24 protein-coding genes and 2 pseudogenes are annotated in these 25,878 nt (G+C 66.1%); 11 read left to right on the forward strand and 15 right to left on the reverse strand.

Going from position 1 to position 25,878, the window contains the following annotated elements; all coding sequences use genetic code 11:
* Positions 1-25: 25 nt before the first annotated feature.
* Positions 26-1,231, reverse strand: coding sequence for an alanine racemase (locus J7I79_RS05760; protein WP_214951288.1), 1,206 nt, complete (start codon positions 1,229-1,231; stop codon positions 26-28).
* Positions 1,232-1,410: 179 nt separating this feature from the next.
* On the opposite strand from J7I79_RS05760, the gene J7I79_RS05765 reads away from it, so the two are divergent.
* From J7I79_RS05765 to dctA, 3 genes are all read left to right on the forward strand, one after another.
* Positions 1,411-2,331, forward strand: a complete 921-nt coding sequence (locus J7I79_RS05765; protein WP_214951290.1) for a LysR family transcriptional regulator — start codon at positions 1,411-1,413, stop codon at positions 2,329-2,331.
* A 117-nt stretch (positions 2,332-2,448) separates the two neighbouring features.
* Positions 2,449-3,546: a tartrate dehydrogenase gene (locus J7I79_RS05770; protein WP_214951292.1), complete on the forward strand. Its 1,098-nt coding sequence runs from the start codon at positions 2,449-2,451 to the stop codon at positions 3,544-3,546.
* A gap of 150 nt (positions 3,547-3,696) precedes the next feature.
* On the forward strand, positions 3,697-5,157 hold the full coding sequence (dctA, locus tag J7I79_RS05775; RefSeq protein WP_214951294.1) for a C4-dicarboxylate transporter DctA: 1,461 nt from the start codon (positions 3,697-3,699) through the stop codon (positions 5,155-5,157).
* 104 nt (positions 5,158-5,261) lie between these two features.
* Here the strand turns inward: dctA and J7I79_RS24160 are convergent, their stop codons facing one another.
* The 6 genes and pseudogenes from J7I79_RS24160 to J7I79_RS05800 form a co-directional block, all read right to left on the reverse strand.
* The gene (locus J7I79_RS24160) at positions 5,262-5,798 is read right to left on the reverse strand and encodes an SLC13 family permease (protein ID WP_311380526.1); all 537 of its coding nucleotides are present in this window, start codon (positions 5,796-5,798) and stop codon (positions 5,262-5,264) included.
* Positions 5,799-5,944: 146 nt separating this feature from the next.
* Positions 5,945-6,667: pseudogene (locus J7I79_RS24165) on the reverse strand (SLC13 family permease); the annotation flags it as partial.
* Positions 6,668-6,680: 13 nt separating this feature from the next.
* On the reverse strand, positions 6,681-7,514 hold the full coding sequence (locus J7I79_RS05785; protein WP_214951296.1) for a serine hydrolase domain-containing protein: 834 nt from the start codon (positions 7,512-7,514) through the stop codon (positions 6,681-6,683).
* Positions 7,511-8,503, reverse strand: a complete 993-nt coding sequence (locus J7I79_RS05790) for a D-2-hydroxyacid dehydrogenase family protein (protein ID WP_396020169.1) — start codon at positions 8,501-8,503, stop codon at positions 7,511-7,513. Before J7I79_RS05790 ends, J7I79_RS05785 begins: the two co-directional genes overlap by 4 nt.
* Before the next feature lie 80 nt (positions 8,504-8,583).
* On the reverse strand, positions 8,584-8,868 hold the full coding sequence (locus J7I79_RS05795) for a hypothetical protein (RefSeq protein ID WP_214951300.1): 285 nt from the start codon (positions 8,866-8,868) through the stop codon (positions 8,584-8,586).
* The gene (locus tag J7I79_RS05800; RefSeq protein ID WP_311380527.1) at positions 8,855-9,550 is read right to left on the reverse strand and encodes a M20/M25/M40 family metallo-hydrolase; all 696 of its coding nucleotides are present in this window, start codon (positions 9,548-9,550) and stop codon (positions 8,855-8,857) included. The genes J7I79_RS05795 and J7I79_RS05800 overlap by 14 nt, the downstream gene beginning before the upstream one ends.
* A gap of 325 nt (positions 9,551-9,875) precedes the next feature.
* Here J7I79_RS05800 and J7I79_RS05805 point away from each other — a divergent pair, with 325 nt between their 5' ends.
* On the forward strand, positions 9,876-10,406 hold the full coding sequence (locus J7I79_RS05805) for an Lrp/AsnC family transcriptional regulator (RefSeq protein WP_214951304.1): 531 nt from the start codon (positions 9,876-9,878) through the stop codon (positions 10,404-10,406).
* Between the two features lie 60 nt (positions 10,407-10,466).
* On the opposite strand, the gene J7I79_RS05810 is transcribed toward J7I79_RS05805, so the two are convergent.
* The 6 genes and pseudogenes from J7I79_RS05810 to J7I79_RS05835 form a co-directional block, all read right to left on the reverse strand.
* Entirely contained in the window at positions 10,467-10,847 is a 381-nt protein-coding gene (locus J7I79_RS05810) for a VOC family protein (RefSeq protein ID WP_214951306.1), read from the reverse strand.
* Positions 10,848-11,124: 277 nt separating this feature from the next.
* Positions 11,125-12,099: pseudogene (locus J7I79_RS05815) on the reverse strand (APC family permease); the annotation flags it as partial.
* Positions 12,100-12,238: 139 nt separating this feature from the next.
* Positions 12,239-12,451, reverse strand: coding sequence for a hypothetical protein (locus J7I79_RS05820; protein WP_214951308.1), 213 nt, complete (start codon positions 12,449-12,451; stop codon positions 12,239-12,241).
* Positions 12,452-12,532: 81 nt separating this feature from the next.
* Positions 12,533-13,081: an SRPBCC family protein gene (locus J7I79_RS05825; protein ID WP_214951310.1), complete on the reverse strand. Its 549-nt coding sequence runs from the start codon at positions 13,079-13,081 to the stop codon at positions 12,533-12,535.
* 15 nt (positions 13,082-13,096) lie between these two features.
* Positions 13,097-14,938, reverse strand: a complete 1,842-nt coding sequence (gene ggt / locus J7I79_RS05830) for a gamma-glutamyltransferase (RefSeq protein WP_214951312.1) — start codon at positions 14,936-14,938, stop codon at positions 13,097-13,099.
* Positions 14,939-15,033: 95 nt separating this feature from the next.
* Complete coding sequence (locus J7I79_RS05835; protein ID WP_251042422.1) at positions 15,034-16,161, reverse strand: MsnO8 family LLM class oxidoreductase; 1,128 nt, start codon at positions 16,159-16,161, stop codon at positions 15,034-15,036.
* Between the two features lie 73 nt (positions 16,162-16,234).
* Here J7I79_RS05835 and J7I79_RS05840 point away from each other — a divergent pair, with 73 nt between their 5' ends.
* Positions 16,235-16,573: a hypothetical protein gene (locus J7I79_RS05840; protein ID WP_214951314.1), complete on the forward strand. Its 339-nt coding sequence runs from the start codon at positions 16,235-16,237 to the stop codon at positions 16,571-16,573.
* A gap of 20 nt (positions 16,574-16,593) precedes the next feature.
* Here J7I79_RS05840 and J7I79_RS05845 read toward each other — a convergent pair whose 3' ends face one another.
* Positions 16,594-17,868, reverse strand: a complete 1,275-nt coding sequence (locus J7I79_RS05845; RefSeq protein ID WP_214951547.1) for an MFS transporter — start codon at positions 17,866-17,868, stop codon at positions 16,594-16,596.
* Positions 17,869-17,985: 117 nt separating this feature from the next.
* Positions 17,986-18,450 (reverse strand): GatB/YqeY domain-containing protein, encoded by a 465-nt coding sequence (locus tag J7I79_RS05850; RefSeq protein WP_214951316.1) that lies wholly within the window; start codon positions 18,448-18,450, stop codon positions 17,986-17,988.
* Between the two features lie 189 nt (positions 18,451-18,639).
* On the opposite strand from J7I79_RS05850, the gene J7I79_RS05855 reads away from it, so the two are divergent.
* From J7I79_RS05855 to J7I79_RS05880, 6 genes are all read left to right on the forward strand, one after another.
* The gene (locus J7I79_RS05855) at positions 18,640-19,629 is read left to right on the forward strand and encodes a LacI family DNA-binding transcriptional regulator (RefSeq protein WP_214951319.1); all 990 of its coding nucleotides are present in this window, start codon (positions 18,640-18,642) and stop codon (positions 19,627-19,629) included.
* Positions 19,630-19,631: 2 nt separating this feature from the next.
* Positions 19,632-20,612: a 2-hydroxyacid dehydrogenase gene (locus tag J7I79_RS05860; RefSeq protein ID WP_214951321.1), complete on the forward strand. Its 981-nt coding sequence runs from the start codon at positions 19,632-19,634 to the stop codon at positions 20,610-20,612.
* Positions 20,609-21,826: a D-mannonate dehydratase ManD gene (gene manD / locus J7I79_RS05865; RefSeq protein WP_214951323.1), complete on the forward strand. Its 1,218-nt coding sequence runs from the start codon at positions 20,609-20,611 to the stop codon at positions 21,824-21,826. Before J7I79_RS05860 ends, manD begins: the two co-directional genes overlap by 4 nt.
* Positions 21,827-21,829: 3 nt before the next feature.
* Positions 21,830-23,353, forward strand: coding sequence for a mannitol dehydrogenase family protein (locus J7I79_RS05870; protein WP_214951325.1), 1,524 nt, complete (start codon positions 21,830-21,832; stop codon positions 23,351-23,353).
* A complete protein-coding gene (locus J7I79_RS05875) occupies positions 23,350-24,402 on the forward strand; it encodes an alcohol dehydrogenase catalytic domain-containing protein (protein ID WP_214951327.1) in 1,053 nt (350 codons plus the stop codon). The genes J7I79_RS05870 and J7I79_RS05875 overlap by 4 nt, the downstream gene beginning before the upstream one ends.
* Before the next feature lie 65 nt (positions 24,403-24,467).
* Positions 24,468-25,865, forward strand: a complete 1,398-nt coding sequence (locus J7I79_RS05880) for an MFS transporter (protein ID WP_251042423.1) — start codon at positions 24,468-24,470, stop codon at positions 25,863-25,865.
* Positions 25,866-25,878 lie beyond the last annotated feature (13 nt).

The following is a 25,878-nucleotide window of genomic DNA, read 5'->3' on the forward strand; positions in this document are numbered from 1 at the left end:
GGACGCTCGGCATTCCTGCCGTGGCTCACCGGTGGGTCGCAGCAAGGGACGACCGGTGGAAATCCGTGTGCCAGACGCCAATTTCCTGACCGTTTCCGTCGGTGACGACGTACTCGGGCCAGCGGTCGAACGCGGAGCAGGGGTGGGATATCCCGAAGTCCACCACATCCGTGACGTCCAGGCCGCGCACTCCGGTGAGGACAGTGTGATGGTCGAAGAGATTGCGCACAACAGCGGTTGCACCGTCCTTCAGTGCACCGTCAGCGGCCCGTACTGACAGGACCACCGGCAGTCCGGCGTCGTAGGGAAGATCCCGCTTGCCGGCGCCGACGACGGCCATCCCGTCCTCCGGAATGGACAGCACGACGGCACGGACTGTCAGTGCCGGAAGGAGGCCGGGCACGGGGCTGACGCTGGCGTACGTGCCGTGATCGTGGGTGACGTAGCAGCCTGATCGGAGGATCCTCCGTGTTCCGGCCACCTGGCTCTCGTCGGGGAGGTATTCCGCCACGCGGTCCGGGAAAGCTGACCCGCCCATCGAGTAGATGGGCGCCGGCGTCTCATAAAACCGGGCGACTTCCAGGTACACGTCCCGTACCAGCCGGCAGTGCCGGTCGACGGCCCCGATCGTCGCTTCGGCCCTGCTGTTGGGCACGACGCCTTCGTAACCGGCAACGCCAACGAGCCGGAGTCCGGGCGCTGCGCGGACCAGCTCAGCGATGCGGACAGCCTCCTGGAGGCTGCGGATCCCTGTGCGCCCGCCCGGCGTTCCGACATCGAGAAGCACTTCAAGGGCGGCGCCCGCTTCGGCGTCGAAGACCTGGGCTGCCGCTACTCCGGCAGCAGAGTCCACGAAGCAGCGGATTTCCCGCTCCGAATCTTCCTCCAGCCAGCTGCGGAGGCGTGTCAGGCCCAACCGGTCGACGACCTGATTGGCGATCAGGACGTGCCGGTGTCCCCAGGCGAGAGCAGAAGCGGTTTGGTCCACCGTGGCCACGGTTACGCCCACGGCCCCGGCAGCCACCTGCCGGGCGATGATCGGCGCGGACATGGTCGTCTTCACGTGCGGCACGAGGTCCACATGCCGTTCCCGGCACCAGGACGCCATCACCCGGATGTTGTTTTCGAGGGCATCACTGTTGAGCCGCAGCTGCGGATAGGCCGGGGCAGTGGCGGCGGGTGCCGCGGAGCCCCCATCATGGTCGCTGTGGCGTTGGATCGGGCTGCTCACGGGGCTCCTTTTGCAGCTACGGGGCGGGCCCTGCTCTCCGAATGCGTCAGCGGGGCCGGCTTGGGCGCTGCGTCGATTCTTTCATAGGCGTAGGCTATCTATGCTTCAGCGCGGCACGCATGGCTCCCGCCAGGTCGTCACGCGGGAAGCCCAAAGGACCGCATCGCGAAGGGGCTGGCGTGGACACGCGGAAGCTGAAGTATTTCCTGGCCGTTGTTGACCATGACGGATTCAACCGCGCGGCAGAGCACCTGCTGATCGCGCAGCCCTCGCTGTCCCAGACCATCGCCGGGTTGGAGAAGGACCTCGGCGTGCCGCTCTTCCACCGCATCGGCCGACGGGCGGTCCTCAGCGAGGCGGGCAAGGAGCTCGTCGGGCCTGCCAGACTGGTGATGCGCGACCTCGATGCCGCGCAGTCCGCGGTCCAGGCACTGCGGGGTGTGCGCAGCGGCCGCCTGGACATCATCACCATGCCCTCGCCCGGGATTGAGCCGCTGACGTCGATGATCGCCGGCTTCACCCGGCTCCACCCCTCGGTCCGGCTCAACGTCAGCGCGGCGTTCACGCCCGAGGAAGTCATCGAATCCGTCCGCACCGGCAGCACCGAAATCGGCCTGGCCGGCTCCTCCACGCCCATCCGGGTCCCCGGAGTGCAGGTCCTGGAGCTGGAGCGTCAACCGCTGATCCTGATCGTGAACCCCCAGGCCGACACCTTCAACCCCGGAGCGGCCATCCAGCGGGAGGACCTCGGCGGACACCGGCTGATCGCCAGCCAGCGCGGATCCCTGATGCGGTGGCTGGTGGACGATGCGCTGGCGCACGGCGTCAACGCGGAGATCGTCGTCGAGGTGGCCCACCGGACCTCCATCCTGCCGCTGGTGCTCGCCGGAGTGGGACATGCGGTGATGCCCTCCTCGTGGGCACCCACCGCCCACAAGGCCGGGCTGCGCACGGTGCTCATCGAACCCGTGTCCCACCTCGATGTTGCCATCCTGAGCCGGAAGGAAGACCTGACGCCGGCGGCCCGGGCGTTCCTGAAAGTGGCGGAGCTGCACGTTGCAGCGGATCCCGGGAACGGGACCGGTCCGGTTCATCAATAGGCTGAGCCTATTTGCCGCATCGGATCTTGGTCTTGGACGCCTGATACGGGCAGGCCTTCTACTTGAAGAGGAAGGGCAGTGTGACGCTGCTAGCAGACTCAACGAGGAGGTAGGCACATGAGCGCCACCCAGAAATTCAGCATCGCTTCAATCCCCGCAGACGGCGTCGGCAAGGAAGTTGTTTCCGCTGGCCGCCGCGTCCTGGACGCCCTGGCAGAAAACTCCGGTGGCAAGTTCGCCTTCGAGTGGACCGAGTTCCCCTGGGGCTGCGGCTACTACGAAAAGACCGGCCAGATGATGGATCCCAAGGGCCTTGAAACCCTGAAGGACTTCGATGCCATCTACTTCGGCGCCGTCGGCTGGGAGAACGTCCCGGACCACATCAGCCTCTGGGGCCTGCGCCTGAACATCACGCAGAACTTCGACCAGTGGGCCAACATCCGCCCCGTGAAGTTCCTTCCGGGGGTCCAGTCCCCGCTCCGTAAGGCCGACCACACCGAGCTCGACTGGATCGTTGTCCGAGAGAACAGCGAAGGCGAATACGCCGGTCTCGGCGGACGCAACCTCAGCGGCCGCGGACCCGGCAATGAGGTCGCCCTGCAGACCGCCCTGTTCACTGAAAAAGGCTGCGAGCGCATCATGCGCTTCGCGTTCGACCTCGCCCGGACCCGCACGGTCAAGAAGGTCTCCTCGGTGACCAAGTCCAACGCCCAGCAGTACGGCATGGTCCTCTGGGACGAAACGTTCCAGCGCGTTGCCCTGGATTACCCGGACGTGCAGACCGAAAGCGTCCTGGTCGATGCGATGAGCGCGAAGTTCATCCTCAAGCCGGAGGACCTGTCCGTCGTCGTCGCCTCGAACCTGAATGCCGACATCCTCTCCGACCTGGGCTCGGCGCTTGCCGGCAGCCTGGGCCTGGCAGCCAGCGCGAACCTGAACCCGGAACGCCGCTTCCCGTCCATGTTCGAACCGGTCCACGGCTCCGCCCCCGACATCGCGGGCAAGGGCATCAGCAACCCGATCGGTGCGATCGCCAGCGCCGCCCTGATGCTGGACCACTTCGGCCTGCACGAGGAGGCCCGCCTGGTAGAGGCCGCCATCGAACGGACCACAGCCGCCGGGTACCTGACCCGCGACGTCGGCGGCGACGCCGACACCGATGACGTCACCGGGGCAATCATCGAGGCCCTCACCCACACCCTGGCCGCCGTCTAGCCAGAACGAGCGACCAGCCGGGACAAAGCCCGGCGGTCAGTACACAGCCCGGAGTGGACGGCGGTTCAACACACCGCCGCCGCCGTCCACTCCGTCATGCTCCCATTCATCAAGCACCCTCCATTTACATTCCACAACGAGGTAGGAATCATGGACCACATCACCGCTGCCGGCCCGGCTGCCCCAGCCAAAAATCAGACAGCAAAGAGCGCGGCCGCCAAGACACGCTGGTACAAGCAGCTGTACTTCTGGGTACTGACCGCCATTCTCGTCGGCATTCTCGTCGGCTGGCTTGCCCCGACCGCCGGCATCGCTATGGAACCCATCGGCACCACCTTCGTGAACTCGATGAAGATGCTCATCGGCCCGATCGTGTTCCTCACCATCGTGGGCGGCATCGCCAGCGTCGCGGACCTGAAAAAGGTCGGCCTGACCGGCCTGAAAGCGCTCACGTACTTCCAGGTCGGCACCATCTTCGCGATGATCTTCGGCCTGGTGGCAATCAACGTTTTCCGCCTCGGTGAAGGCGTCAACGCGGACGCCAGCACCATCAAGACCACCGAGTCCGCCGCGAAGCTCATCGACGCCGGCCAGCACCAGGAGTGGTGGCAGTTCCTCACCCACATCATCCCCAACAGCATCGTCGGCCCCTTCGTTGAAGGCGACATCCTCCAGATCATCTTTATCGCCGTCGTCTTCGGCATCGCACTGAACGCCATGGGCAAGGTGGGCGCACCGGTCCTGGACGGCGTGCAGCGCCTGACCGGCGTGATGTTCAAGATCCTTGGCTTCATTATGAAGGCCGCCCCGCTGGGTGCCTTCGGCGCCATGGCCTTCGCCGTCGGCAAGTACGGCGTCTCCTCGCTCACCAGCATGGGCGGCCTGATCGCCCTGTTCTACATCACCTCGATCCTCTTCGTCGTGGTGGTTCTCGGCTCCGTGATGGCCTTCCTGAAGCTGAACATCTTCAAGATGATCCGCCACCTCAAAGAGGAGTACATGCTCATCCTGGGCACGTCCACCGCCGAACCGGCCCTTCCCGGCCTGATGCGCAAGCTCGAGCACGCCGGCGTGAAGAAGGAAACAGTCGGGCTCGTGGTCCCCACCGGCTACAGCTTCAACCTCGACGGCGCCGCCATCTACCTCTCGCTTGCGGCCCTCTACATCGCCCAGGCCACCAACACAGACCTGACCATCGGCCAGCAGCTCGGCCTCCTCGCCGTCATGCTGCTCACCTCCAAGGGCGCGGCCGGAGTCGCCGGCGGCGGCTTCATCGCCCTGACCGCCACCCTGACCACGATCGGCACCATCCCCGCTGCCGGCATCATGCTGATCTTCGGCATCGACAAGTTCATGTCCGAATGCCGTGCCCTGGTGAACTTCACCGGCAACGCCGTGGCCACGCTCTTCATCGCCTGGTGGGACCGCACCCTCGACGCGGACCGGGCACGCCGTGTCTTCAACGGCGAGGTTGTGGAACCGATGCCGGCAGAGGACCCCATCCACCTCGACGAGGTCACCGACATCGACGAGGACCTGACGGAACACGGACACCACAGCCCGCAGCACCCCGCAGCTAACCGCCGCCCCGCCTACTCGGAATCCATCTGAACCGATCTTCACCTGCTGGTGGATGCAAGAACGCCCGCCCGGGGGGTAACACGGGCTGGCGTTCTTGCTTGCCGGCCGAAGCCGGGAAGAGCCGGCGTCTTCTGTTACCGGCCGATGCCGGTAACCGCGACCATCACCGGGACGATACTGACGATCAGCAGTGCGCCAAGGATGTCGAAGACCAGCCCGGTGCGGATCATCCTGATGATCGGAACCGCGCCGGAACCGTAGACAATCGCGTTTTGCGGGGTCGATACGGGGAGCATGAACCCGAAGGACGCAGCGAAGGTTGCCGCCAAAGCGGGCACGAACGGGTCAATCCCCATCGCCTGGCACAGCGGGATGACGATGGGCACCACGACGGCGGCGGAGGCAGTGTTGCTGGTCGTCTCTGAGATGAGGACCGCGGAGAATGCAGTGATGGCGGCGACATTGGTGATGTTCAGGTTCTGGGACGCGGACGTCCCGATGGTGTCTGCCAGTCCGGTAGCGGCAAGGAGCGAACCGAATATGATGCCGGTGCCGAAGAGGAGGATTGTCCCCCAGTCGATTCTGGCGGCGTCCGACCAGGTGAGCGTGGCCCGTCGTTCTTTCCAGTTGACGGGCAGGATGAACAGCAGCGACGCTCCGAGTACGGCCACGATACCCTCGTCCAGCCGGTCATCCAGGAAGATGTAGAGGCCTGAGCCGGTGCCTGTGACCAGGCTGGCCGTCGCCGGGAGCAGCCAATGCGCTCCCCGGTGGCCTCCTCGATGAGGCCCCGGCCGATGAGGTTGGGCGGTGACCCCACAGGTGTGAGCAGGCCTCCGACGCTGGCTCCGTAGGCCAGCATGAGCATCAGCGCTGCGCCGACCCGCAGGCGCAGCGGATCAAAGTCGGCCCGGACCATGCCGCGGTCCTGCATGAGTTCGGCGATGACCGCGAGGATGCCCAATGCGGTGGGCATGAGCATGGCCACTGTTGCCGTGTTCGAGACGAAAGCGGACAACAGGTAGGTGATGACGCCGAAGGCGATGATCACGCGGTAGGTGGATGTGGCCACGCCCGGGAGGGAGAGCACGGCAAAGGCGAGCCGTTGCGCGATGCCGTGCTTGAGCATTGCCTGGGCGAGAATGAACGCGCCGATGAAGGTGAAGATCGTCGTCGAGCCGAACGGGGCCAGGACCTCGCTGGCCGGGGCCACGCCGAGGATCACGACGGCGGCTACCCCCAGGAGGCTTCCCACCGGGATGGGCACCGGTTCACAGATCCACAGGATGATCACGCCCAGCAGAACCGCGGCCAGCAACTGCTGTGCCCGGTCCATCGGCACCGGCACGAGTGCGAACGTAATCGCCACTGCAGGAGCGAGGAAGAAGCCCAGCGTTTGCCTGGCCCTCTCGAACCTCTCTTCCCTGGGAGACAGAGTCTGCTCACTCAGGCTCCGGAAGGTCTTCCCGCCGAGCAGGGCGGCGCGGACGTCGGTCCGCCCGGACGATCTCAGGGGGCCGGCGGGCAGATCCGTGGACATCGTCGTCCTTCCGTCATGGGTGAGTCAGTTCCGTGAGGAGCCTGAATCCGTGACGGTCGACTGATGCCGACGTCGCTGATAGCAGGACCACTCCTGTGTTGGCTTCCCGGTCCAGGCCGATCCAGGAGCTGAACCCGCCCGTGGCACCGTTGTGCCAGGTGACGGACCGGCCCTTCGCCTCAAAGGTGATCCAGGCGGCCCCGATGCGGACCGCCGGGCCGGCGAAGTCGGCCACCGGGTCCAAGACGGACATGCCTGGAGCGGATCCGCCGAGCAGGGCACGGGCCAGCATGCCCATGGCACTGATGGACGCCCGGATGCCGCCGGCAGGAGCCAGAGCTTGGCCGGTCCAGGGCTGCTTTGGCCGGCCCCAGCAGTTCGAACCCGAGGTTGGAGTAGCGCGGACGTGGATCCCGAAGCTGCACCGTTCCCGCCTGCACGAGCAGTTCCGCCAGGTCCTCCCCGTACGGGTTCGCCCCGCGCAACCACAACGACAGCGTGCGCCGCAGCGGGTTCGCGCGGCGGCTGGCAGTCTCGGCGGCCCGGAGGAATGCCGGCTCACGGAGGCAAGCGTGACCCGGGCCGCCTTGCAGTCCCCCAGCGGCAGCAGCTCCCCAAGGGTCAGGTCGGCTGAGATCTCCCCCCGGGCGCACGCGTCAGCGTAGAGCAACCCGGTGATTCCCTTGGAAATGGATCCGATCTCGAAGTCGGCGTCGAGCGGGAAACCTGCAGCCGCGACGCTAACACTGCCGCCGGCGACGGTAGCCACCGCAAACCGTGAATGCCGGCTCCCCAGGACAGTTCCAACCCGCGCCGCGAGCGCCGGGTCAGCCTGCAGTGCAGTCACGCCGAAGGCCCCCTCCGGCGCGTACCAGCGGGCGTCAGCAGGCGCATCGGGCTGCCTTGGAGCCAGGCCTGCACGTCTTCGAAGGCACCGCCGTAGAACTGCCGGTAGCTTTGCTCCGTGACGTACCCCAGATGTGGCGACAGAACGGTCCGGGGTGCGGACAACAGGCGATGCCCGGCAGGCAGCGGTTCGACGTCGTAGACGTCCAGGGCGGCGCCGCCGAGCCAGCCTTCCGTCAGTCCGCGGACCAGCGCGTCCTCGTCGACAAGGGGGCCGCGGGCGGTGTTGACCAGAACGCCTGTTGGCCCCAGGAGGCGGAGTTCGTCCTCGCCTACGACTCCGCGGGAGCGTTCCGAAAGACGCACATGCACCGACACCACGTCCGAATCCCGGAAGAGTGCCTCCTTGCCCACTTTCCGGGCGCCGGCCTGCGAGGCTGCCTCGTCGGTGAGATTGGGGCTCCAGGCGATGACGTCCATCCCGAAAGCCTGGCCGTAAGCGGCGATCCGGGTCCCGACTTTGCCCAGGCCCAGCACCCCCAGGGTCTTGCCGGCCAGCTCAAAGCCGACCGTGGACTGCCAGCGGCCGGCGCGCAGGCGTCGGTCCTCGAACGGAATGCTGCGGGCGAATGCAAGCAGAAGGGCCCAGGTCAGTTCCGGGGCGGCTGCCGGCGAACCTCCGGTTCCGCACACCATGATGCCCTGTTCCTCGGCCGCCTGGAGATCAATGGACTGGTTGGCCATCCCCGTGGTCACCAGCAGCTTCAGCCCGGGCAGCTGCCGCAGCCGTTCGCGGCCGAAGGCGGTCCGTTCCCGCATGGCGATGACGACGTCGAAGTCCCGCAGGCTCGAGACTGTGTGGACGTCGTCCCGAAATGGCTGGGTGAAGACAGTGACCTCGACGCCGTCCGCCGCAAGCTGTTCCCACGGCGCATAGTCCAGGGCGATGGACTGGTAGTCGTCAAGAATGGCAAGGCGCAGGCGCATCATGGGTTCCTTTGGCGTCCAGGTAACGGGGGTTCCTGCTGACAGGCTACCCTCGAACCCGGCAGGCGCCGGCGCTGCGCCCTCTACGTTTCGGTTCCTGACGTTCCGGCGATGCCGGGCTTGACCTGCTCTTCCTTAGCGCGGGCTGCCGGCCAGCAGGAGTGCCCGCTGCCGGGGTCCCTTGCAGCTGCCCCGGCGGCCGCCGTCAGGCCGAACGCGCCGTCCAGTACCGCCCGGTCGGCGGATGCGGAGGACCCATAGGCGGCGAACTCCGCCGTGTGGTGGGCAGCGCCGCCTACGTCGTAGCCCAGCAGCGGGTGGATGCTTGGAACCAGCTGCGAGACGTTGCCCATGTCAGTGGAAGCCACCGGTTCTTCGTTGAACACGACCTTCCTCCCCCGGGCCGTCATCGCCTCGCGGTACGCCTCGGACAGGAACCTGTCCTGCCTCAGCTCGGCATACGCGTTGCCGGTAGGCGTGACCCTGAACGTGGCACCGCTGGCGAGGGCACCGGCCTCCAGGCAGCGCCGCACACGGTCCTCGATCACCCGCAGTGTCGCCAGGCTGGGTGAGCGCATCTCCACACGCCCGGGCGCGCTCCGGGATGACGTTGACGGCGCTCCCGCCTTCGGTGACGATCAGCGAAACGATCGAGCCGGCCGGAAGCTGCTGCCGGGCCAGGGCAACCACCAGCGCGTCCAAGGCATTGATCCCCTCGGCCGGTGCCGCTGCAGCGTGCGCCGGCCGCCCCTCGTACAGCACATCCGACATGCCCATGGCCAGGGATGAGCCGCCGATGACGTCCTCTGCTCCGGCGTGGGCCATCATCGCCAGACCCACGTCGTCGAAAAAGCCCTCGCCGATGAGGTCCACCTTGCCACCGGTGGTCTCCTCGGCGGGAGTGCCGAGCACCTTGACGGTAATGCCGAGATCGTCGGCCACGGCCGCCAGCGCGAGCGCCGCCCCCACGGCACTGGCGGCGTTCACGTTATGTCCGCATGCGTGTCCAATGTCCGGCAAGGCATCGTATTCGACGCAGCGGGCCACCACGAGTTCCCCGCTCCGTACCGGGCGCTGAACGCAGCGGGGAGCACAGGCTGGGCGGCGTCAAAGCTGAAGCCGGCAGAGCGCAGCAGCCCGCTGGCCCGTTTGGCGGCCCGAAACTCCTCGCCGCTGCGTTCCGGATCGGCGTGGACGGCATGGCTCAGGCGCAGAATCCTGGGCTGCCAGCGTTCCAACGCTGCGGAGATCCGGCCGTGCATCCCAGGCCCGACGGCTGGGGCAAGCTCCGCCCTAGGTCGTTTTTGTCAGGCAGCTCTACCGGCAGGCCTCGGAGTGGCGCAGCGGCACCCTGGAACCGGCACGGGCGCGGCTCATGGCGAAAGAGTCCGTACCCCCGCCGCCGGCGTATGCCCCGGACCGGCTGGACGCCTCCCTGCTGGAAGAGTTGGCCGCCGACGGGCGGGCCAGTTGGGCGGAGCTGGACGCTGCCTGCGGCGTGTCGCCCCAGACAGCGCGACGGCGGGTGGAACGGTTCCTGGCGTCCGGCTACATGACGATGAGGTGCGAAACGTCCGTTTCCGTCCAGCAGGGCCTGCGGGAAGTCAGCCTGAGCCTGAACGTTCCCGCGACCCACGTGGTTTCCATTGGCAAGTACTTCGCCGGCCTGCCGAGCTGCCGTTTGAGCGCCCAGGTTCTGGGTGCCCAGAACCTGGTGGTCACGCTGTGGGTCCGCGACTATCTGGAAGTGCAGGGCCACGAACGTGAGCTGGCAGCCAGGGCGCCCGGAAGTACGGTGATTTCCCGCCAGGCTGTGGTCCGCACCTACAAGCGGCTCGGCCATCTGCTGGACGAGTCCGGCCGCAGCCGCAGCGTGGTGCCCCTGCCTCTCTGGCGCGAGGCATGATCCGGGGAATTCCGCTGGAACACCGGACCGGCAAGGAGCACCACACGCCGGCAACTGCGGCTACTGGGTCTGGAAGATGTTCAAGATGTTACCTTCGGTGTCCAGGAACCAGGCAGCTTTGCCGACGGCATTGGTGGCGATGCCGTTTTCAGTCTTCAGGCCGGGAAAATCGTATTCCTCGAAGGTGACGCCGCGGCCCCGCAGTTCTTCCATCTCGGCTTCGATGTTGTCCGTACCCCAGCCCATCTGGGTGTTTTTCGCAGTGCCGGCGTTGTCGGTCTGGTACAGCAGGAAAGTCGTGCCGTTTCCGCACCGGTAGATCAGGTTTTCGTCGTCCATGACGTCCGGGGCGTCGAGTCCCAGCACGTTCTGATAGAAGTCACGTGCCCTTGCGATGTCCTTTGCCGGGAGCACCGCGGCGACCTCACGATCCTTGAGCATGATGAATTCTCCTTAGTTGAAGTGACGGAGATATGCGCCCCGAAGGCGGCGCCTGCCAGGGCGGCAATGCCGGCTCTGCCCGGCACCCGGCTGTCGCCACATTGTGCGATGCACCGGGACTGTCGGGGGGTCTTCGCGGCCGCGTGAACAGCCTGCACGAGAGTCTCCCCGGCGTTCATATCGCCATTATGGACGCAGACGGACCTCCGCGGATATAGGACGGCGGATGGACCGTCCCGGAACAGTCATGCGCAGATAATCCCCCACCCACCAGCCGTCATCGGGGGGCTGTTCCGGTGTTTGTCCGCCTGTTGATCAGCCACGTGACAAACCACAGCACGACGCCGATCGCCATCAGTCCGCCGGCGATCTGGTACTGGATGACATTGCGGCCCACCCACGGGCCGGCGAGGAAAGCACACAGTAGTGCCGGAGAGGTTGGCCACGATGTTGCTCTCCGGATCGCCGGTGACGTACCAGATCAGGCCCAGCGCCAGGACAGTGGAGAACAGGATCCCGGCCCATGGGGTGCGGCGCCCCGGAAGGACCTTTCCAAGCGGCCGTGGCAGGACATTCTGCCGGGCCACCCGTAGATCAGTCGGCTGGCCATCAGCATGTTGATCAGCGCGGTGTTGGCGACAGCGAACACCGCCAGGAACGGGAAGATCCTGTCGATCGGGAAGTCAGGTGAACCTTTATGCACCACTTCCAGGAGGGCGGCGCCTTCGGCCTCCCGGATGCCCTCAAGTTCTGTGGGCGTCAGCACGCTGACCACGGAAATCGCCACCAGCATGTAGAGGATCACCGCTATGCCGAGGCCGGTGAGCATGGTCCGCGGGAAGATCTTCTCCGGATGCTGGGTCTCCTCCACCATGTTCACGGAGTCCTCAAAGCCGACCATGGCGAAGAATGCGATGGAGGTGGCTGCTGTCACCGCCAGGAACAGGCCTTTGTCCTGGTAGTCGTTGAAGACGAAGATCTCCCCCGCGTTTCCGGTGCCCTGAGCCATCACGTAGATGCCGACCCCGATCACAATGCACAACGCCGTCATCTCCACCAGGGTCAGCACCACGTTGAATTTCACGCTCTCACCCACACCGCGCAGGTTGATCGCCGCCAAAAGCAGCATGAACCCCATCGCCACCGCGGTGATCGCGCCCTGTCCGGGCGCGCCCATCCAGCCGTTGATCTCCGAGCCGCCGAAAAAGTTCTGGGCGAGCACGTTCGCCGAGGTGGAGGCGCTGGTGATGCCCCGCCGCGGTGGTGTATTCGCTGACCATCAAGGCGGCGTCGTCACCCTGCCCGCCTGATGCCATAGCCGTCCTGACATTTCCAGCAGATCCCGTCATGATGGCCACCTTATGCGCCCTGGTGACAGCCCCGCGGATGCCCTATGGGTGCTCGCCGGCGGGCGTCACGACGTCCTCCAGCATTGACCTGTCGAAGAATCGGACTTCGCCGGTTGCTGGGAAGAACACTGGAACAACCGAGGTGCTCGGGTCCTTTGAGGTTTCGTAGATATCGGCCCCGCTCCCGTGTTTGCGCGCAATGGTTCCAACCAGGTCGGTGCCGCGAACCCGGACTGTACGGAATTTGTAGCTCATGTGGACCCCTTCGTCAGTTAAGCGAAACCCTACTCCCGCAGTCACGGTCCCGAACGCCGGCCGCGCCAGCTGCCGCTAGGTTTAGCGGTGCGGCAGCTGCCGGAACGTGGGGCCCGGAGGCAGCGGGACGGACTGCGGGTCATCCCGGTGCCGCCGGCGACGGAGCTCAAGGGCGAGACTCTCCTGGCCGCGTGCCATCGCCCAGCGGTGGTTGGCTGCGAATGCCGGTTTCAGGAGCCAGCTCAAACGCCGCAATAGCGGTTTTGCGGCACTGACGCGCCAATCGTAGGCAATTACCGTTTCCGGCCCGTCCTGCTCGAACGTCCACCGGCCCGTTCCGTTCAGGTCCCCGGCCGCCGTAAGCGCGAACCCGCGGTTGGTGACGGGCTCGGTGACAGTCAGGGTCCAGCGGAGTGTGTACGGCAGCCAGCCTTTCGTGTGCAGGTGCACGGGCCTGGGCGCGCCGGGGGCCGGGCTGCCCTCCAGTGTCCCGCCCGCGGGTTCGACGGCAAGATACACCGACGGCCACCAACGGGGAAGCAAGCTGGCATCGCCCAGGACGGCCGCAACGTCCTCCGGGGTGCCCGCCACACGCCAGACGGTGAGGAATTCGTAGTCCGCGCTGCCCATGGCGGCCGCGTCAGCTCACCGCGGCGGATTGACGACCATTGCCGAGCCGCCGCCGCGCCGTACGGGCTCAGCAGCCGCGACCGTACGCCCGTCCGGCAGGAATTCGATGGCGGTGGCCGCACCGATCTCCGCTGCCGATGTGAACGCATCACCCGATGGAGTGAACGCGTGGCCGTACGGCGTGAGCTGGCTTCCGTAGGCCTCGATAAAGCCAGGCTCCGCCGTGACCTTGGCTGCGTTCCGTTGCGCCGCACGCGGCTCCGCAATCGCATCGGAGATGCTCATGCCCAGGTCCACGCGGTTCACGATGGTCTGCAGGACAGTAGTGATGATCGTCGATCCGCCGGGGGAACCGAGGGCGAGGTACGGGTCACCGTCCTTCAGGATGATGGTGGGTGACATCGAGGAGCGCGGACGCTTCCCCGGCTCGATCCGGTTGGGGTCGGTCGGGCTGTACACGGTGGAGAAGTCGGTGAGCTCGTTGTTGAGCAGGAATCCGCGTCCGGGGACGACGATGCCGGAGCCGCCGGTCTGCTCGATGGTGAGCGTGTACTCCACCACGTTTCCCCACCTGTCCGCGACCGTCAGGTTGGTGGTCGAGATGTTCTCGGTGTCCGTCTCATCGGCGGGCGCCGCAGCGGCCGCAGGGCACGCGCCGTCGTACGATGAGATGTCCCCCGGTGCCACGGGCTTCGTAGCCGCCTCGGCCGGGTTGATCTGGCATGCGCGCTCCTTGCCGAACAACGGATCGGTAAGTTCGTCGGTGGGGACGTCGACAAACGCCGGGTCGCCCACGTACTTGGCGCGGTCCGCAAAGGCGAGAGCACTCGCCTCAAGGTAGTGGTGCAAGGCCGCGGGCCTGGACATCTCGGAAAGATTGGACGTGTCCAGGATGTTCAGCGCCTCGCCCACGGTGGTGCCGCCGCTGCTCGAGGGCGCCATGCCGTACACGTCCAGGCCGCGGTACTCCACATGCGTGGGTGCCTGGTCCAAGGCCCGGTAGGCGGCGAGGTCCTTCGTCGTCATGTGGCCGACCGGAACAGGCAGCGTCGTGGTGTCCGACTTCGGCGGGGCCTGGACTGCGGCCACGATCTCGTCTGCCAGTGGGCCGCCGTAGAAACCGTCCGTGCCCTCTTTTGCGAGGAGCTCGTACGTCGCGGCGAGGTCGGGGTTCTGGAAGACGCTGCCGACGGCGGGTGCGTCGCCGCCCGGGAGGAAGAGGCTGCTGGTCGACGTAAACGCCTCAAAGCGGACCTTGTTGTCGAGGGTCTGCTGACGGAACGTTTCGTCGACCAGGAAGCCTCGGGTCGCAACGTCTATGGCAGGTTCCAGGGCATCGTCAAGGTCCAAGGTCCCCCAGCGCTTGAGCGCACGCTCCCACGTGGCCGGCGTGCCGGGAACGCCGACCGACACCCCGCTGGTGACGAGCTCGGGCGTGAAGTTGTAGGGCTTGCCGGTCGCAGGGTCGATGAAAGCGTCATTCGGCATGGCCTCCGGCGCGGTTTCGCGGCCGTCAATGGTGCCGACCCTGCCGTTCCTTGCGTTGTAGAAGACGAAGTAGCCGCCGCCGCCGATCCCGGCACTGTACGGCTCGGTCACGCCCAGGGTCGCGGCTGCGGCGACGGCGGCGTCCGCCGCGTTGCCGCCATCGCGGAGGATCTCGATTGCCGCTGCGGATGCCTCCGGGTCCACGGTGCTCACCGCACCGCCGTAGCCGGTGGCGGTTGCGGTCTTCTTAATCTCGTGCGGAACGCTGTCCCCCGGATCGGCGAACGCCGGAGCAGCGACCGCGCCGCTCGTCACGCTCATTGCCAGAGCCGCCGTGAGGGCGGCAATTCGACTTCTCACATTAGGCATGGGTCGCTCCCGAGTCAGGGTGATGCGAGCTTGAGGGGTGATGGTCACGTTACTCCGCGACAGTGCCACCTTCAACACTTTCCTGCAGGGCCGGGTCAGCGGAGCAGGAGCCGTTTCGCGTCGGTTCCCCGGAATGCCCGCTGGCCTTCCGCCGGGAAGATTCCGGCCAGGAGCCGGTCCGATTCGGACTGTCCTGCGACGTTGAAGGAACCGCCGGTCACCATCAGCTCGTCGGCAGCGGACGCTGTGAACAGGCGCTCGAGCTGGGACCGGACTTCGGCGGGCGTACCGTAGACGGAGTTGGACAGGCTGCCTTCGACGGCTTCCAGCTCCCGCGCGGTCAGTCCGTTCCACTCCTCCGGATCCACCGGCGCGAGCGCGGCGAATTCGCCCGTTGACCTGGAACGGGCAAGCGCAACGGCTTCGGGCAACAGCAGCTCCCTTGCGAGCTGCCGGCTGGCTCCGACTGCCACGTTCGCGGAAATCATAACGAAGGGCCTGTCGAACCATCGTGACGGACGGAACCGGGCACGGTACCTTTCCAGCACCGGCAGTTGTCCGCCCTGATCCGGGCTAAACACGGCCGGGCCGCCCAGCACCACACCCAGGCCGGCCCGGGCCGCAATATCGGCTCCCGCACCATTGGCCAGCACGAATACCGGCGTTGCCGAGTCGTTCCGTGGCCGTGCCGTGATGGGCGCAGAGCCCGCGAGATATTCCAAGAGTTGGCTCAGGTCCTCTTCGAACCGCTCCGCTTCAGGTTTCCCGGCGCGCAGCGCGCTCCGGACCGCCGGGGTGAATCCCACTGACCGGCCAAGGCCCAGGTCGATGCGCCCCGGATGAAGGGCCTCCAGGGTGGCAGCCTGCTCTGCCACCACGAGGGGTTGGTGGTTGGGGAGCATGATCCCGCCCGAACCGACCCGGATGGTGCTGGTCCGCGCGGCAATGGCGGCCATGAGCACTGCCGGAGCGGAGCCTGCAATGCCCGGCACCGCATGGTGTTCTGCCACCCAGAAGCGGTGGTAACCCAGTTCCTCAGCTCTTTGGGCGCGTTCCAGGACCAGGTTCAGGGATTCTGCAGCAGCAGACCCGTCCAAGGAGTTGGCACGGTCGAGAATGGAGATCCGGGGAAAGGGCATACTGCTGGAACCACACCGCCCGCGGAGGAATTCCCAGCGGCGGACGCCGCCTATCGTGAGCTCAAGCAACACCAGGTCCGTCATCGACGACGTGCTTACACGGCGTGCCCAGAGGGATCTGCTTACAATCGAACCTCCAGCATCTAACAAGGGAACCATGAAGAAACTCACCACGGCCCTACTCGCCGCCGGCCTCATCCTCTCCGCATCCGCGTGCTCGGCACCGGCGAAACTGACTACCGAACAAACCTGCGACCGGATCAAGATCGTTGTGTCCAATCCAAGCGCCAGCGCCGGCAAGACCGGAATGAACATCCTCGCCAACCGGCTTCGCCCTCTCATTAGTGGCGCCTCGGACGAGCTGAAGCCCTCTGTGGAAGCGATCGTGGCATGGGCCGACGAGTCCGCGAAAGAGAGTCCCAACGAAGAGAAGCTGGGAACGCTGACAGCTGACTACCAGAAGGCCGGCAGCACGTTCGGACAGCTCTGCAGCTAGTTGCCCGGCAATGTAGGACGCTAAGGCGGCGGGGATTCCGCGTTCGTCGTGCCGGCCGCGGCCCTGGCCAGGTCGGCCGGGGGTCCCTGCCGGCGGCTGGCCAGCAGGAATGGCACTGCGATCAGCTGGATCACGCCGCCGATCGCCAGCGAGGCCGGGTAGCCGTAGACATCGGCGGCCCGGCCGAGCAGCGGCTGGACCACCACGCCGCCGCTTGATCCAATAAGCGAGTCGAAGCTGAGGACTGTTGCGCGCTGCTTCGAGGCGATCATGTCGTTCAGGTAGGCCTGACGGACCGGGACGCCCGCCGCGTCGACAAGCGCCCAGAGTGCCAACAGCGCCAGCGCCACCCAGAACACCTGGGTGAACCCGAGCACCACCAGGATCACTGAGCTGACGCCGCCGCTCAGAATCAGCACCGTGGTGCGTTTGCGGACCAGGCGCCGGATGCGGGGGGCCACCCATCCGCCGAGCACTTCGGCTCCCGCGACGATGGCGGCAGCCAGGCCCGCCACGGAGTACGCACGCGGGTCACCGAAGAGCTGGAGCAGGTAGGGCTGCAGTGCGTAGAACACATAGATTCCGACGCCGGCGCTGAACGGCGCGGCCAGCATCACGTAGCGTACCGGCGGATTTTTCAAACCGTTCTCGATCGAGGCGGCGAGAACGGCACGGGTCGCCTGGAGTGGGTGGGTGGAGCGCTCGGGCGTGAACCCGACGTCGTGCATGAGCCAAAAGGCAACAACAAACATGGCCAGGAGCACTCCCACTCGCAACAGGAACGGCACACCGAGGTCACTGACCTGGGCGATCACGCCGCCGGCCACCGATCCGACGAGCATCGCGACGCCCGAGACCATCACTCCGCGCCCGAGCACCGCCTCCAAGCCGCCTTCGTAGCCCGAGAACCTCAGCGCGTCCACGAGCCAGGCCTCGACCGCGCCGGAGAAGAACGTGAATCCGAGTCCCAGCAAAACCGAGACTACGGCCCATGCCCAGAACGGGGCAGAAAGCTGCCAGAGCACGTAGTACAGGTAGGTCGATCCGGCCAGCGTCACAGTGCCAAGCAAAAATGAAACGCGGCGTCCCCAGCCGTCGGCAACTACGCCCGTGGGCACCTCGAACAGCACCATGCCGGCGGTGAAGAAGGCGTTTGCGGCGAAGGCTTCAAGGTTGCTGAGCCCGGCGTCCAGGAGGAAGAGGGTGTTGATCCCCCAGATGAACGAGGCCGCAAGCGTATTGCCCAGCGTCAACGTGAGGTAGATGCGCTGGATCTTTCGGGCGTCGGCGTTCATCTCGTCGGCGTTCCCGCCACCGGCTAGAGGGGGAAGCACGAGCCCATTCTCGTCCCGTTGGCCCCCCCGCACCAGAGCAGGCGTGGTCAGCTGGTGTACAAGGAGTTCAGCGGGTACTTAGGCGAGGCGGCTCCGGACGATCTCGCTAACGGTCTTCCCGTCGAATCGTCCGGCGACCTTGGCGGTGACCGGCTTCATGACGGCGCCCATCTGGCGGATGGACGGTTCCTGGCCGTCGGCCTTCAGCCCTGCAATTGCATGGTCGACGATGGCTTCGACCTCATCACGGGTCAGGGCTATGGGCAGGTACGCCTCGATGACCTCGGCTTCGGCGATTTCGGCGGCAGCCCGGTCGGATTCCCCGGCTTCGGTGTAGATCTTTGCGGTGTCGCGGCGTTTGGCTGCTTCCTTCTGGAGCAGGGCCGTTACCTGGGTGTCGTCCAGTTCGACAGGGGTCTTGCCGGACTTCTCACGCGTTTCGATCTCGCCAAGGACGTTGCGCACCGTGGTGAGCGCCACCTTGTTCCTGTCTTTCATGTGGATAACAACGTCACTGTGGAGGCGTTCCTTGAGGGTGGTCATGGTGTTCTCGTTTCGTTGGGCTTGTTTCCATTGTCCCCGGTCACTGCTCCATCACTCCCACGACGCGACGTCATCATCTAGCACTGCGTCCACGGATGCGTGACGCAGGTCATGGAAAAACCTTGACAAACTTGTACAACTATTTCCATACTTGAGGAGAAGAGTTTCAACGAGGCAACTGGAGGACTGATGTCGGCAAAACTCACGGACGTCGCAAAACTGGCAGGGGTATCCCTGGCAACGGCGTCCCGGGCGTTCGGGGATCCCGGGCGGCTGGCAGCGGACACACGGCAAAAGGTCATGGCAGCAGCCACCGAGCTGGGCTATGACGTACCGGGACTCACCGGCAGCAGGACCTTCGGCGTCATTGTGCCGGATATCTCCAACGCCGTCTTCGCGGCGCTCATCAAGGCCATCCAGAACCAGGCATGGCACGGCCGCCACCGCATGGTGCTGGCCGACACAGCCGAATCCTCCTCACGCGAACGCGAGCACTTGGAGTCCTTGGCCGCCGGCGTAGACGGCATCATCCTCTGCTCCCCCCGCCTTCCCTCGGAACAGATCCGCCAGCTTGTGGGCAACGCGCCGCTCGTGGTCATCAACGGCGAGGCCGATCACGCAGCCCGTGTGCTGATGGACGCCGGCGAAGGCCTCCGCCAGGCGGTGGAGCACCTCCACGCCCTCGGCCACCGCAAACTTGCCTATATTCCCGGACCGGCCTCGTCCTGGGCCAACGGCCAGCGGCTCGCAGCCATCACCCGATTCTGTACCGAGCGGGGCATTGACCTTGTCACCGTGGGAAACCAGAATGCCACGGTCGACGGCGGCCTCGCGGCTGCGGCCTCCGTGGTCGCCAGCGGCGCCACCGCCGTCATTGCCTACAACGACCTCGTGGCCATCGGGATGCTCGCAGGGGCACGCTCGCTCGGTTATCACTGCCCCGAGGACATCAGCGTGGTGGGCATCGATGACCTGGATATCGCCGCTGCCGCCGAACCCGGCCTCACGTCGATCCGGGTTCCCATCGAGCGAAGCGGCTCCCTGGGACTCGAGCTCCTCCTCGAGCAGGTGGCCGGGAAGCCGACGGCCACCGAGGCGGTCCACCTCAGCTCACAGCTCATCGTGCGCGGCTCCACGTTCGCTGCACGCACCGCAGATCACGCATTCCAGGGAAAGTAATCATGAGAATAGTCATCGCCGACCCCAACCTGATGCCCCAACGAACCACCTTCGAGGCCGCATTGCCCGACGGGGCAACCGCATCCTGGCACGACAGCTGGAACGAACACTCCGTCCTCACGGACCTCAAGGATGCCGACGTTTACGTGGGACCGAGGTTCACGGAGGCCATGGGCGCGGAAGCGCCGAACGTCCGTCTGGTTCATGTGGCGGGTGCGGGCTATGACGGCATCGAAGCCGGCGCACTTCCGGCAGGAGCTGTCTGCGCCAACACGTTCCACCATGAAAGCTCCATTGCCGAACACATCGCCTCGGTACTTGTTGCCCTGCGACGGAACCTGATCGGACAGGACGCCGCCCTGCGCACGGGAGTATGGTCCTCGTCCGTCTACTCTGCGGAGGTCCGCCAGCCGGAAACGCTGCGCGGAGCCGTGGTGACGTTCCTGGGCTTCGGCCATATCGGAAGCGCCGCCTGGAACCTGCTGCAGGCCTTCGGGGCCGAGGGCATCGCCATCACCCGCAGCGGAACGGTGGACCCGCTGGCGAACTCGCTCCGCTGGGCCGGATCAACCGACCGGCTGGCCGAGGCGCTCAGCGAATCGGACATCCTGGTCATCAGCATCCCGCTGACTGAAGAGACTACGGGCTTGGTGAGTTCCGCCCAGCTCGACGACCTTGGCCCGGACGGGCTGCTGGTCAACGTGGCCCGCGGTCCGATTGTCGATGAAACTGCGCTGTACGAGGCACTCAAGGACCGCCGGATCGCCGGCGCCGCCATCGACACGTGGTACCAGTATCCGGGACCCGACGGCCGCGGCGAGCCATCCACAATGCCTTTCGGCCGGCTGGACAACATCATCATGACCCCGCACTCCTCCGGCGTCACGGCCGAAACCTTCCGCGGCCGCGCCCGGGAGATCGCCGAAAACATCACCCGCCTGTCCAAGAACGAACCAATCAAGAATGTTGTGATCTCCCGATGACCCGAAAAATCGTCGACGTCGACGTCCTGGTGACCAGCCCCAGCCGAAATTTTGTCACCCTCAAAATCACTACCGATGACGGTATCGTCGGCTGGGGCGACGCCACCCTGAACGGCCGCGAACTGTCAGTGGCCAGCTACCTGCGCGACCACCTTGCCCCCGCACTGCTGGGCAGGGACGCCGACCGGATCGAAGACACCTGGCAGTATTTTTATCGCGGCGCATATTGGCGCCGAGGACCGGTCACCATGGCCGCGATCGGCGCGATCGACCTCGCCCTTTGGGACATCAAGGGCAAAGCCCTCGGCGTCCCCGTCTATCAGCTCCTGGGCGGTGCCGCCCGCGACAGGATCCTCACCTACACGCACGCCACCGGCTGGGACCTTCCCGAACTCCTGGACTCCGTTGACCAGCGCCGCGAACAGGGATTCCGGGCCGTCCGCGCGCAGTCCGGCGTTCCCGGCCTGGACAAGGTCTATGGCGTCACCAAGGGCGCCGCCAGTTACGAACCCGCCGGACGCGGCGCCGGACCGGTCGAGGAGGACTGGGACACCTCCGCCTACCTGCGCCACGCCCCGAAGATCCTTTCGGCCGTCCGGGAGCACGTCGGACCGGAACTGAAGCTGCTCCACGACGTCCACCACCGGCTCAATCCCACCGAAGCCGCGCGCCTGGCACGCTCGCTGGAGGACGTGGACCTCTTCTGGCTCGAAGATGTGACGCCGGCCGAAAACCAGCGGCTGCTCCGCACCCTGCGCCAGCAGACCACCATCCCGCTGGCCATCGGCGAAGTCTTCAACACCGTCTGGGACTGCGAACAGCTCATCACCGAAAGGCTCATCGACTTCATCCGCACCGCCGTCGTCCACGCCGGAGGCATCTCCCACGTCCGTAAAATCCTGGCACTGTCCGAGGTCTATCAGATCAAGGGCGCCCCGCACGGACCCTCGGATGTCTCCCCCATTAACCTCTCCGCCTCGCTGCACCTGGGCCTGGCCACCAGCAACTTCGCCATCCAGGAATACATGGGCTACGACCCCCTGGTCTCCGAGGTGTTCCGTTCCAGCTTCCGCTTCGAGGACGGCTACCTCCACCCCGGCGACGAACCCGGCCTCGGGGTACAGGTGGACGAAGCAGCTGCCGCCCGCTTCCCCTACAAGCAGGCCTACCTGCCCATCGCCCGTGAGCTCGACGGCTCCATGAAGGACTGGTGAACCATGACACGCCCCAAGCCTGCACCCCTGACGGCGTCCACGCCCGGAATCGTCCGACGTGACGCAGTCCCGGCCCCCGGCATCGTCCACCTCGGCCTGGGCAACTTCCACCGCGCCCACCAGGCCGTCTACACCGACGCCGCCATCAGCGCCCACGGCGGCGACTGGGGCATCATCGGAGTATCCAGCCGCTCCAGCGCCGTCACCAACGCCATGCATGCCCAGGACATGACCTACACGGTGGTGGAGATATCGCCCGAAGGATCGACCTTCTCCACGCCGCGCGTGCATTCGGACGCCTTTGTCGCGGCGGAAAATCCCGAACGGGTCGTGGCGGAAATCGGCGCGGCCTCAACCCGGATCGTGTCCCTCACCGTCACGGAAAACGGCTATACCTACAGCCCCGCAACCGGTTCACTGAATGTGGCCGACGCCGATGTACAGCACGACCTGGTGCAAGCCGCGGCCCCCCGCACGCCGATCGGCCAGATTGTCCGCGGCCTCCAGCAGCGGTCCCGGACGCATGGCGAACCGGTCACCATCCTCAGCTGCGACAACCTCTCGGACAACGGCCACCACACCCGCCGACTCGTCCGTGAATTCATCTCGCTGCTGCCAGCCGCCGAAGCCAACGAGACTCGTCAGTGGATCGACGCCAACGTGACGTTTCCGTCCTCCATGGTGGACCGGATTGTGCCCGCCACGACGGAACACTATCGCACGCTCGTCGCGGAGCAGCTCGGGTACACGGACCGGATTCCCGTCCCCGCGGAGCCGTTCACAATGTGGATCCTAGAGGACAACTTCATTGCCGGCCGCCCCGCGTGGGAAGCTGGCGGCGCGGTCTTCACCGACGACGTCGCGGGCTACGAACAGCTCAAGGTCAGGCTCCTGAACGGCACCCATTCGCTGATCGCGTACCTCGGTGCGCTGTCCGGTGCTGCCACTATTCCCGATTCCACGGCTTTGGACTACGTCGAGCACGCCGCCCGAGCCATCCTCCGGCACGAATACCTGCCCAGCGTGACGGTGCCGGCCGACGTCGACGTCGATTCCTACGAAGCTCAGCTCTTCTCACGGTGGCGGAACTCAGCGCTGGGACACCGGACCAGCCAGGTGGGTTCGGACGGATCCGTCAAGCTCCGCCAACGTATCCCCCTCCCGGCGCTGCAGATGCTCGACGGCGGCGTCATGCCCCACTTCCTTGCTCTGACCACCGCGGCGTACTTGTCCTGCATCGCGCCGCTTCACGGTTTCGACCCCGGCATTCATGCCCATAAGATGCAGGACCCCGCCAGGGAATCGCTGCAACGCCTCGCCGCAGGGTCCGCCTCCGGCCGGGAACTTGCCGCGAAAGTCATCGGCCAGCTTCATCTCCTGGGCGACGAACTCGCCACCCGCGACGACTTCATTCACCGCACCGGTGAACTGATCGACATCATCCACCAGCACGGACCCCTGGCCGCCGCCCGCGCTGCGGCCGAGTCCACCGCCCTTCTTCCCGCACAGAGCCGGAGCAACCCATGACCACGCAAGCCGTACGCCGCCCGGAACAGCCGGCGCTGCCGCGCACCACTGAAGCCGCCGTCCTGCACGGCGCCAACGACGTTCGTATCGAGCAGAAACCGTTGAAGGCACTGGGCCCGAACGATGTCCTGGTGGAAATGCGCTCGGGCGGCATCTGCGGCTCGGACATGCATTACTTCGCGGACGGCCGCAACGGCACCAACGTACTCCGCCAGCCCACCGTCCTCGGGCACGAGGGCGCAGGGGTGGTCATCGCTACCGGCGGGACCGCCGCCGTCGCCGCGGGCACCGCCGTCGTCATTGAACCGGCGCTCTCCTGCGGCACCTGCCCGACGTGCGTTTCCGGCCGGTACAACGTGTGCCCGGCCGGCACGTGCTTTGGCTCCCCGCCCACGGACGGCCTTTTCGCCCGCCATGTAGTGGTCCCGGCAGCAGCGCTCCATGAGCTCCCGCCATCCGTACCGGCGGAGATCGGTGCAGCGATCGAACCGCTCGCCGTCGCCGTCTGGGCTGTTGATCGGGCCCAGGTGCAGCCCGGGCACCGTGTGCTCATTACCGGCGCCGGGCCCATCGGCCTGCTCGTGGCACAGGTCGCCGCAGTCCGGGGCGCAGCGGAGATCATCGTGACCGACGTCAACGACGACCGCCTCGCCGTTGCCGCGCAGTTCGGAGCCACCCGCACCATCAATACCGCAGCAACAGCCCTCGGACTGACCGGAATGGACCGGCTGATCGAGTGCTCCGGAAACAGCAGGGCCCTTATTGACGGCATCCAGACCCTGGCGCCGGCAGCCCGGGCAACTGTAGTAGGCCAGGCGCGTCCCACCGTGGACGGCATCCCGCTCGGCGTCCTCCAGCGCTACGAAATCGACCTTGTCACCGCCTTCCGCTATGCGCACGCGTTCCCGACGGCGATCGAACTCGCCTCATCCGGGAAGGTGGACCTGCGGTCCATCATCACCAGCACCTACCCCCTCGCCGATGCAGCGACCGCCCTCACGGCCCCGGTCACGGACCCCACCAACCTCAAGGTCCTCATCAGTTACTGATTCATTCCCGCACCGGCGGAGCTTTAGGCCGACCATGCAGGACATCCATTCAAAGGAGTATGGAAATGACCACGGAACATCCCCAAGCCACGGCCGTAGACCAGAAGAAGGTCCGGAAAGCGGCCCTGGCGGGCCTCATCGGCACCACGCTTGAACTCTACGACTTCGTCATCTACGGCACTGCCTCCGCGCTGGTCTTCAGCCATCTGTTCTTCCCGAACATTTCACCCGCGGCCGCCCTACTGGCCAGCTTCAGCACCTTCGCCGTCGGGTTCCTGTTCCGCCCGCTCGGCGGCATCTTCTTCTCGCACTTCGGCGACCGGCTCGGCCGCAAATGGATCCTCGTCACAACCCTGCTGCTGATGGGCGGCGCCACCCTGGTCATCGGCCTGCTGCCGACGTTCGAACAGGTGGGTGTCCTCGCCCCGCTCCTGCTCTGCGTCTGCCGCGCAGCCCAGGGCTTCGGCGCCGGCGCCGAGCAGTCCGGCGGTGCCACCTTGCTGACGGAATCGGCTGCGCCCGGTACCCGCGGCAAGCTCGCCTCCCTGATCATGGTCGGTGCCGCCGCCGGAACCGCACTGGGCGCCCTGGTCTGGATCGGCGCCCAGGCGCTGGCTCCCAACGACATGATGACCTGGGGCTGGAGGCTCGTCTTCCTGTCCAGCATCTTCGTAACCATCGCCGCGCTGGTCATCCGCCGCAAGCTGGATGAGTCCCCGGTGTTCGAAGAAATCAAGCAGGCCCGCACCGAACCGCCAGCACCGCTCCGCGAAGTCGCAAAGTTCGGCAAGGCCAACGTGCTGCGCGTCATCCTGATGAACTTCGGCGTCAGCACCCAGTCCTACACCATCCAGGTGTTCATGGCCTCGTACCTGATCACGGTGGTCGGCACGGATCCCAAGTTCATCCCGCAGGTGCTCCTGATCGGAGCTTTGTGCGGCGGCGCTGCCGCCGTCGGTTTCGGGATGCTCTCGGACAAGATCGGACGACGCCGGGTGGTTTCCATCATCACCGGCGCACTGGTCCTCTTTCCGGCCCCGGCCTTTATGCTCCTCACCACCGGTTCACCCATTGCCATCATGCTCGTGATCATTGTGGGATTCATGCTCGCCTGCCAGGGAGTCGTCGGCGTGCACATGAGCTACTTCCCGGAGATTTTCGGCAGCCGTTACCGCTACGCCGGAGTCACGCTGGGCCGCGAATTCTCCTCCATCATCGGCGGCGGCATCGCACCGATGGTCTGCGCCGCACTCCTAGCAGTCTTCAGCAACTCGTGGGTCCCGGTGGCTATCTATATGTCCCTCGTCATGCTCGTCAGCTTCATAGCAACCCGGCTCTCGCCCGAGACCCTCAACCGCGACCTCACGGATCCGGAGGATGCCCGCCGGCACCGCAACCGACCGGCGCCCGCCGACGCCGAGTTAGCCGACGCAGGGCTGGCCGAGGCCCGCCACACCAAGTAAAGCCCTCCGGCCC

The organism is Arthrobacter sp. ISL-69 (genome assembly GCF_018613775.1).
In the GTDB taxonomy this organism is placed as follows: domain Bacteria; phylum Actinomycetota; class Actinomycetes; order Actinomycetales; family Micrococcaceae; genus Arthrobacter.

Bases quoted from the DNA above. Each gene is read 5' to 3' on its own strand.
- J7I79_RS05880 (WP_251042423.1), top strand. From the start codon at position 24,468: ATGACCACGGAACATCCCCAAGCCACGGCCGTAGACCAGAAGAAGGTC.
- dctA (WP_214951294.1), top strand. From the start codon at position 3,697: ATGGACCACATCACCGCTGCCGGCCCGGCTGCCCCAGCCAAAAATCAG.
- J7I79_RS05835 (WP_251042422.1), bottom strand. From the start codon at position 16,161: ATGACGGACCTGGTGTTGCTTGAGCTCACGATAGGCGGCGTCCGCCGC.
- J7I79_RS05820 (WP_214951308.1), bottom strand. From the start codon at position 12,451: ATGAGCTACAAATTCCGTACAGTCCGGGTTCGCGGCACCGACCTGGTT.
- J7I79_RS05850 (WP_214951316.1), bottom strand. From the start codon at position 18,450: ATGACCACCCTCAAGGAACGCCTCCACAGTGACGTTGTTATCCACATG.
- J7I79_RS05840 (WP_214951314.1), top strand. From the start codon at position 16,235: ATGAAGAAACTCACCACGGCCCTACTCGCCGCCGGCCTCATCCTCTCC.
- J7I79_RS05855 (WP_214951319.1), top strand. From the start codon at position 18,640: ATGTCGGCAAAACTCACGGACGTCGCAAAACTGGCAGGGGTATCCCTG.
- J7I79_RS05805 (WP_214951304.1), top strand. From the start codon at position 9,876: ATGGCGAAAGAGTCCGTACCCCCGCCGCCGGCGTATGCCCCGGACCGG.
- J7I79_RS05875 (WP_214951327.1), top strand. From the start codon at position 23,350: ATGACCACGCAAGCCGTACGCCGCCCGGAACAGCCGGCGCTGCCGCGC.
- J7I79_RS05845 (WP_214951547.1), bottom strand. From the start codon at position 17,868: ATGAACGCCGACGCCCGAAAGATCCAGCGCATCTACCTCACGTTGACG.
- J7I79_RS05860 (WP_214951321.1), top strand. From the start codon at position 19,632: ATGAGAATAGTCATCGCCGACCCCAACCTGATGCCCCAACGAACCACC.
- J7I79_RS05770 (WP_214951292.1), top strand. From the start codon at position 2,449: ATGAGCGCCACCCAGAAATTCAGCATCGCTTCAATCCCCGCAGACGGC.
- ggt (WP_214951312.1), bottom strand. From the start codon at position 14,938: ATGCCTAATGTGAGAAGTCGAATTGCCGCCCTCACGGCGGCTCTGGCA.
- J7I79_RS05810 (WP_214951306.1), bottom strand. From the start codon at position 10,847: ATGCTCAAGGATCGTGAGGTCGCCGCGGTGCTCCCGGCAAAGGACATC.
- J7I79_RS05825 (WP_214951310.1), bottom strand. From the start codon at position 13,081: ATGGGCAGCGCGGACTACGAATTCCTCACCGTCTGGCGTGTGGCGGGC.
- J7I79_RS05870 (WP_214951325.1), top strand. From the start codon at position 21,830: ATGACACGCCCCAAGCCTGCACCCCTGACGGCGTCCACGCCCGGAATC.
- J7I79_RS05790 (WP_396020169.1), bottom strand. From the start codon at position 8,503: ATGATGCGCCTGCGCCTTGCCATTCTTGACGACTACCAGTCCATCGCC.
- manD (WP_214951323.1), top strand. From the start codon at position 20,609: ATGACCCGAAAAATCGTCGACGTCGACGTCCTGGTGACCAGCCCCAGC.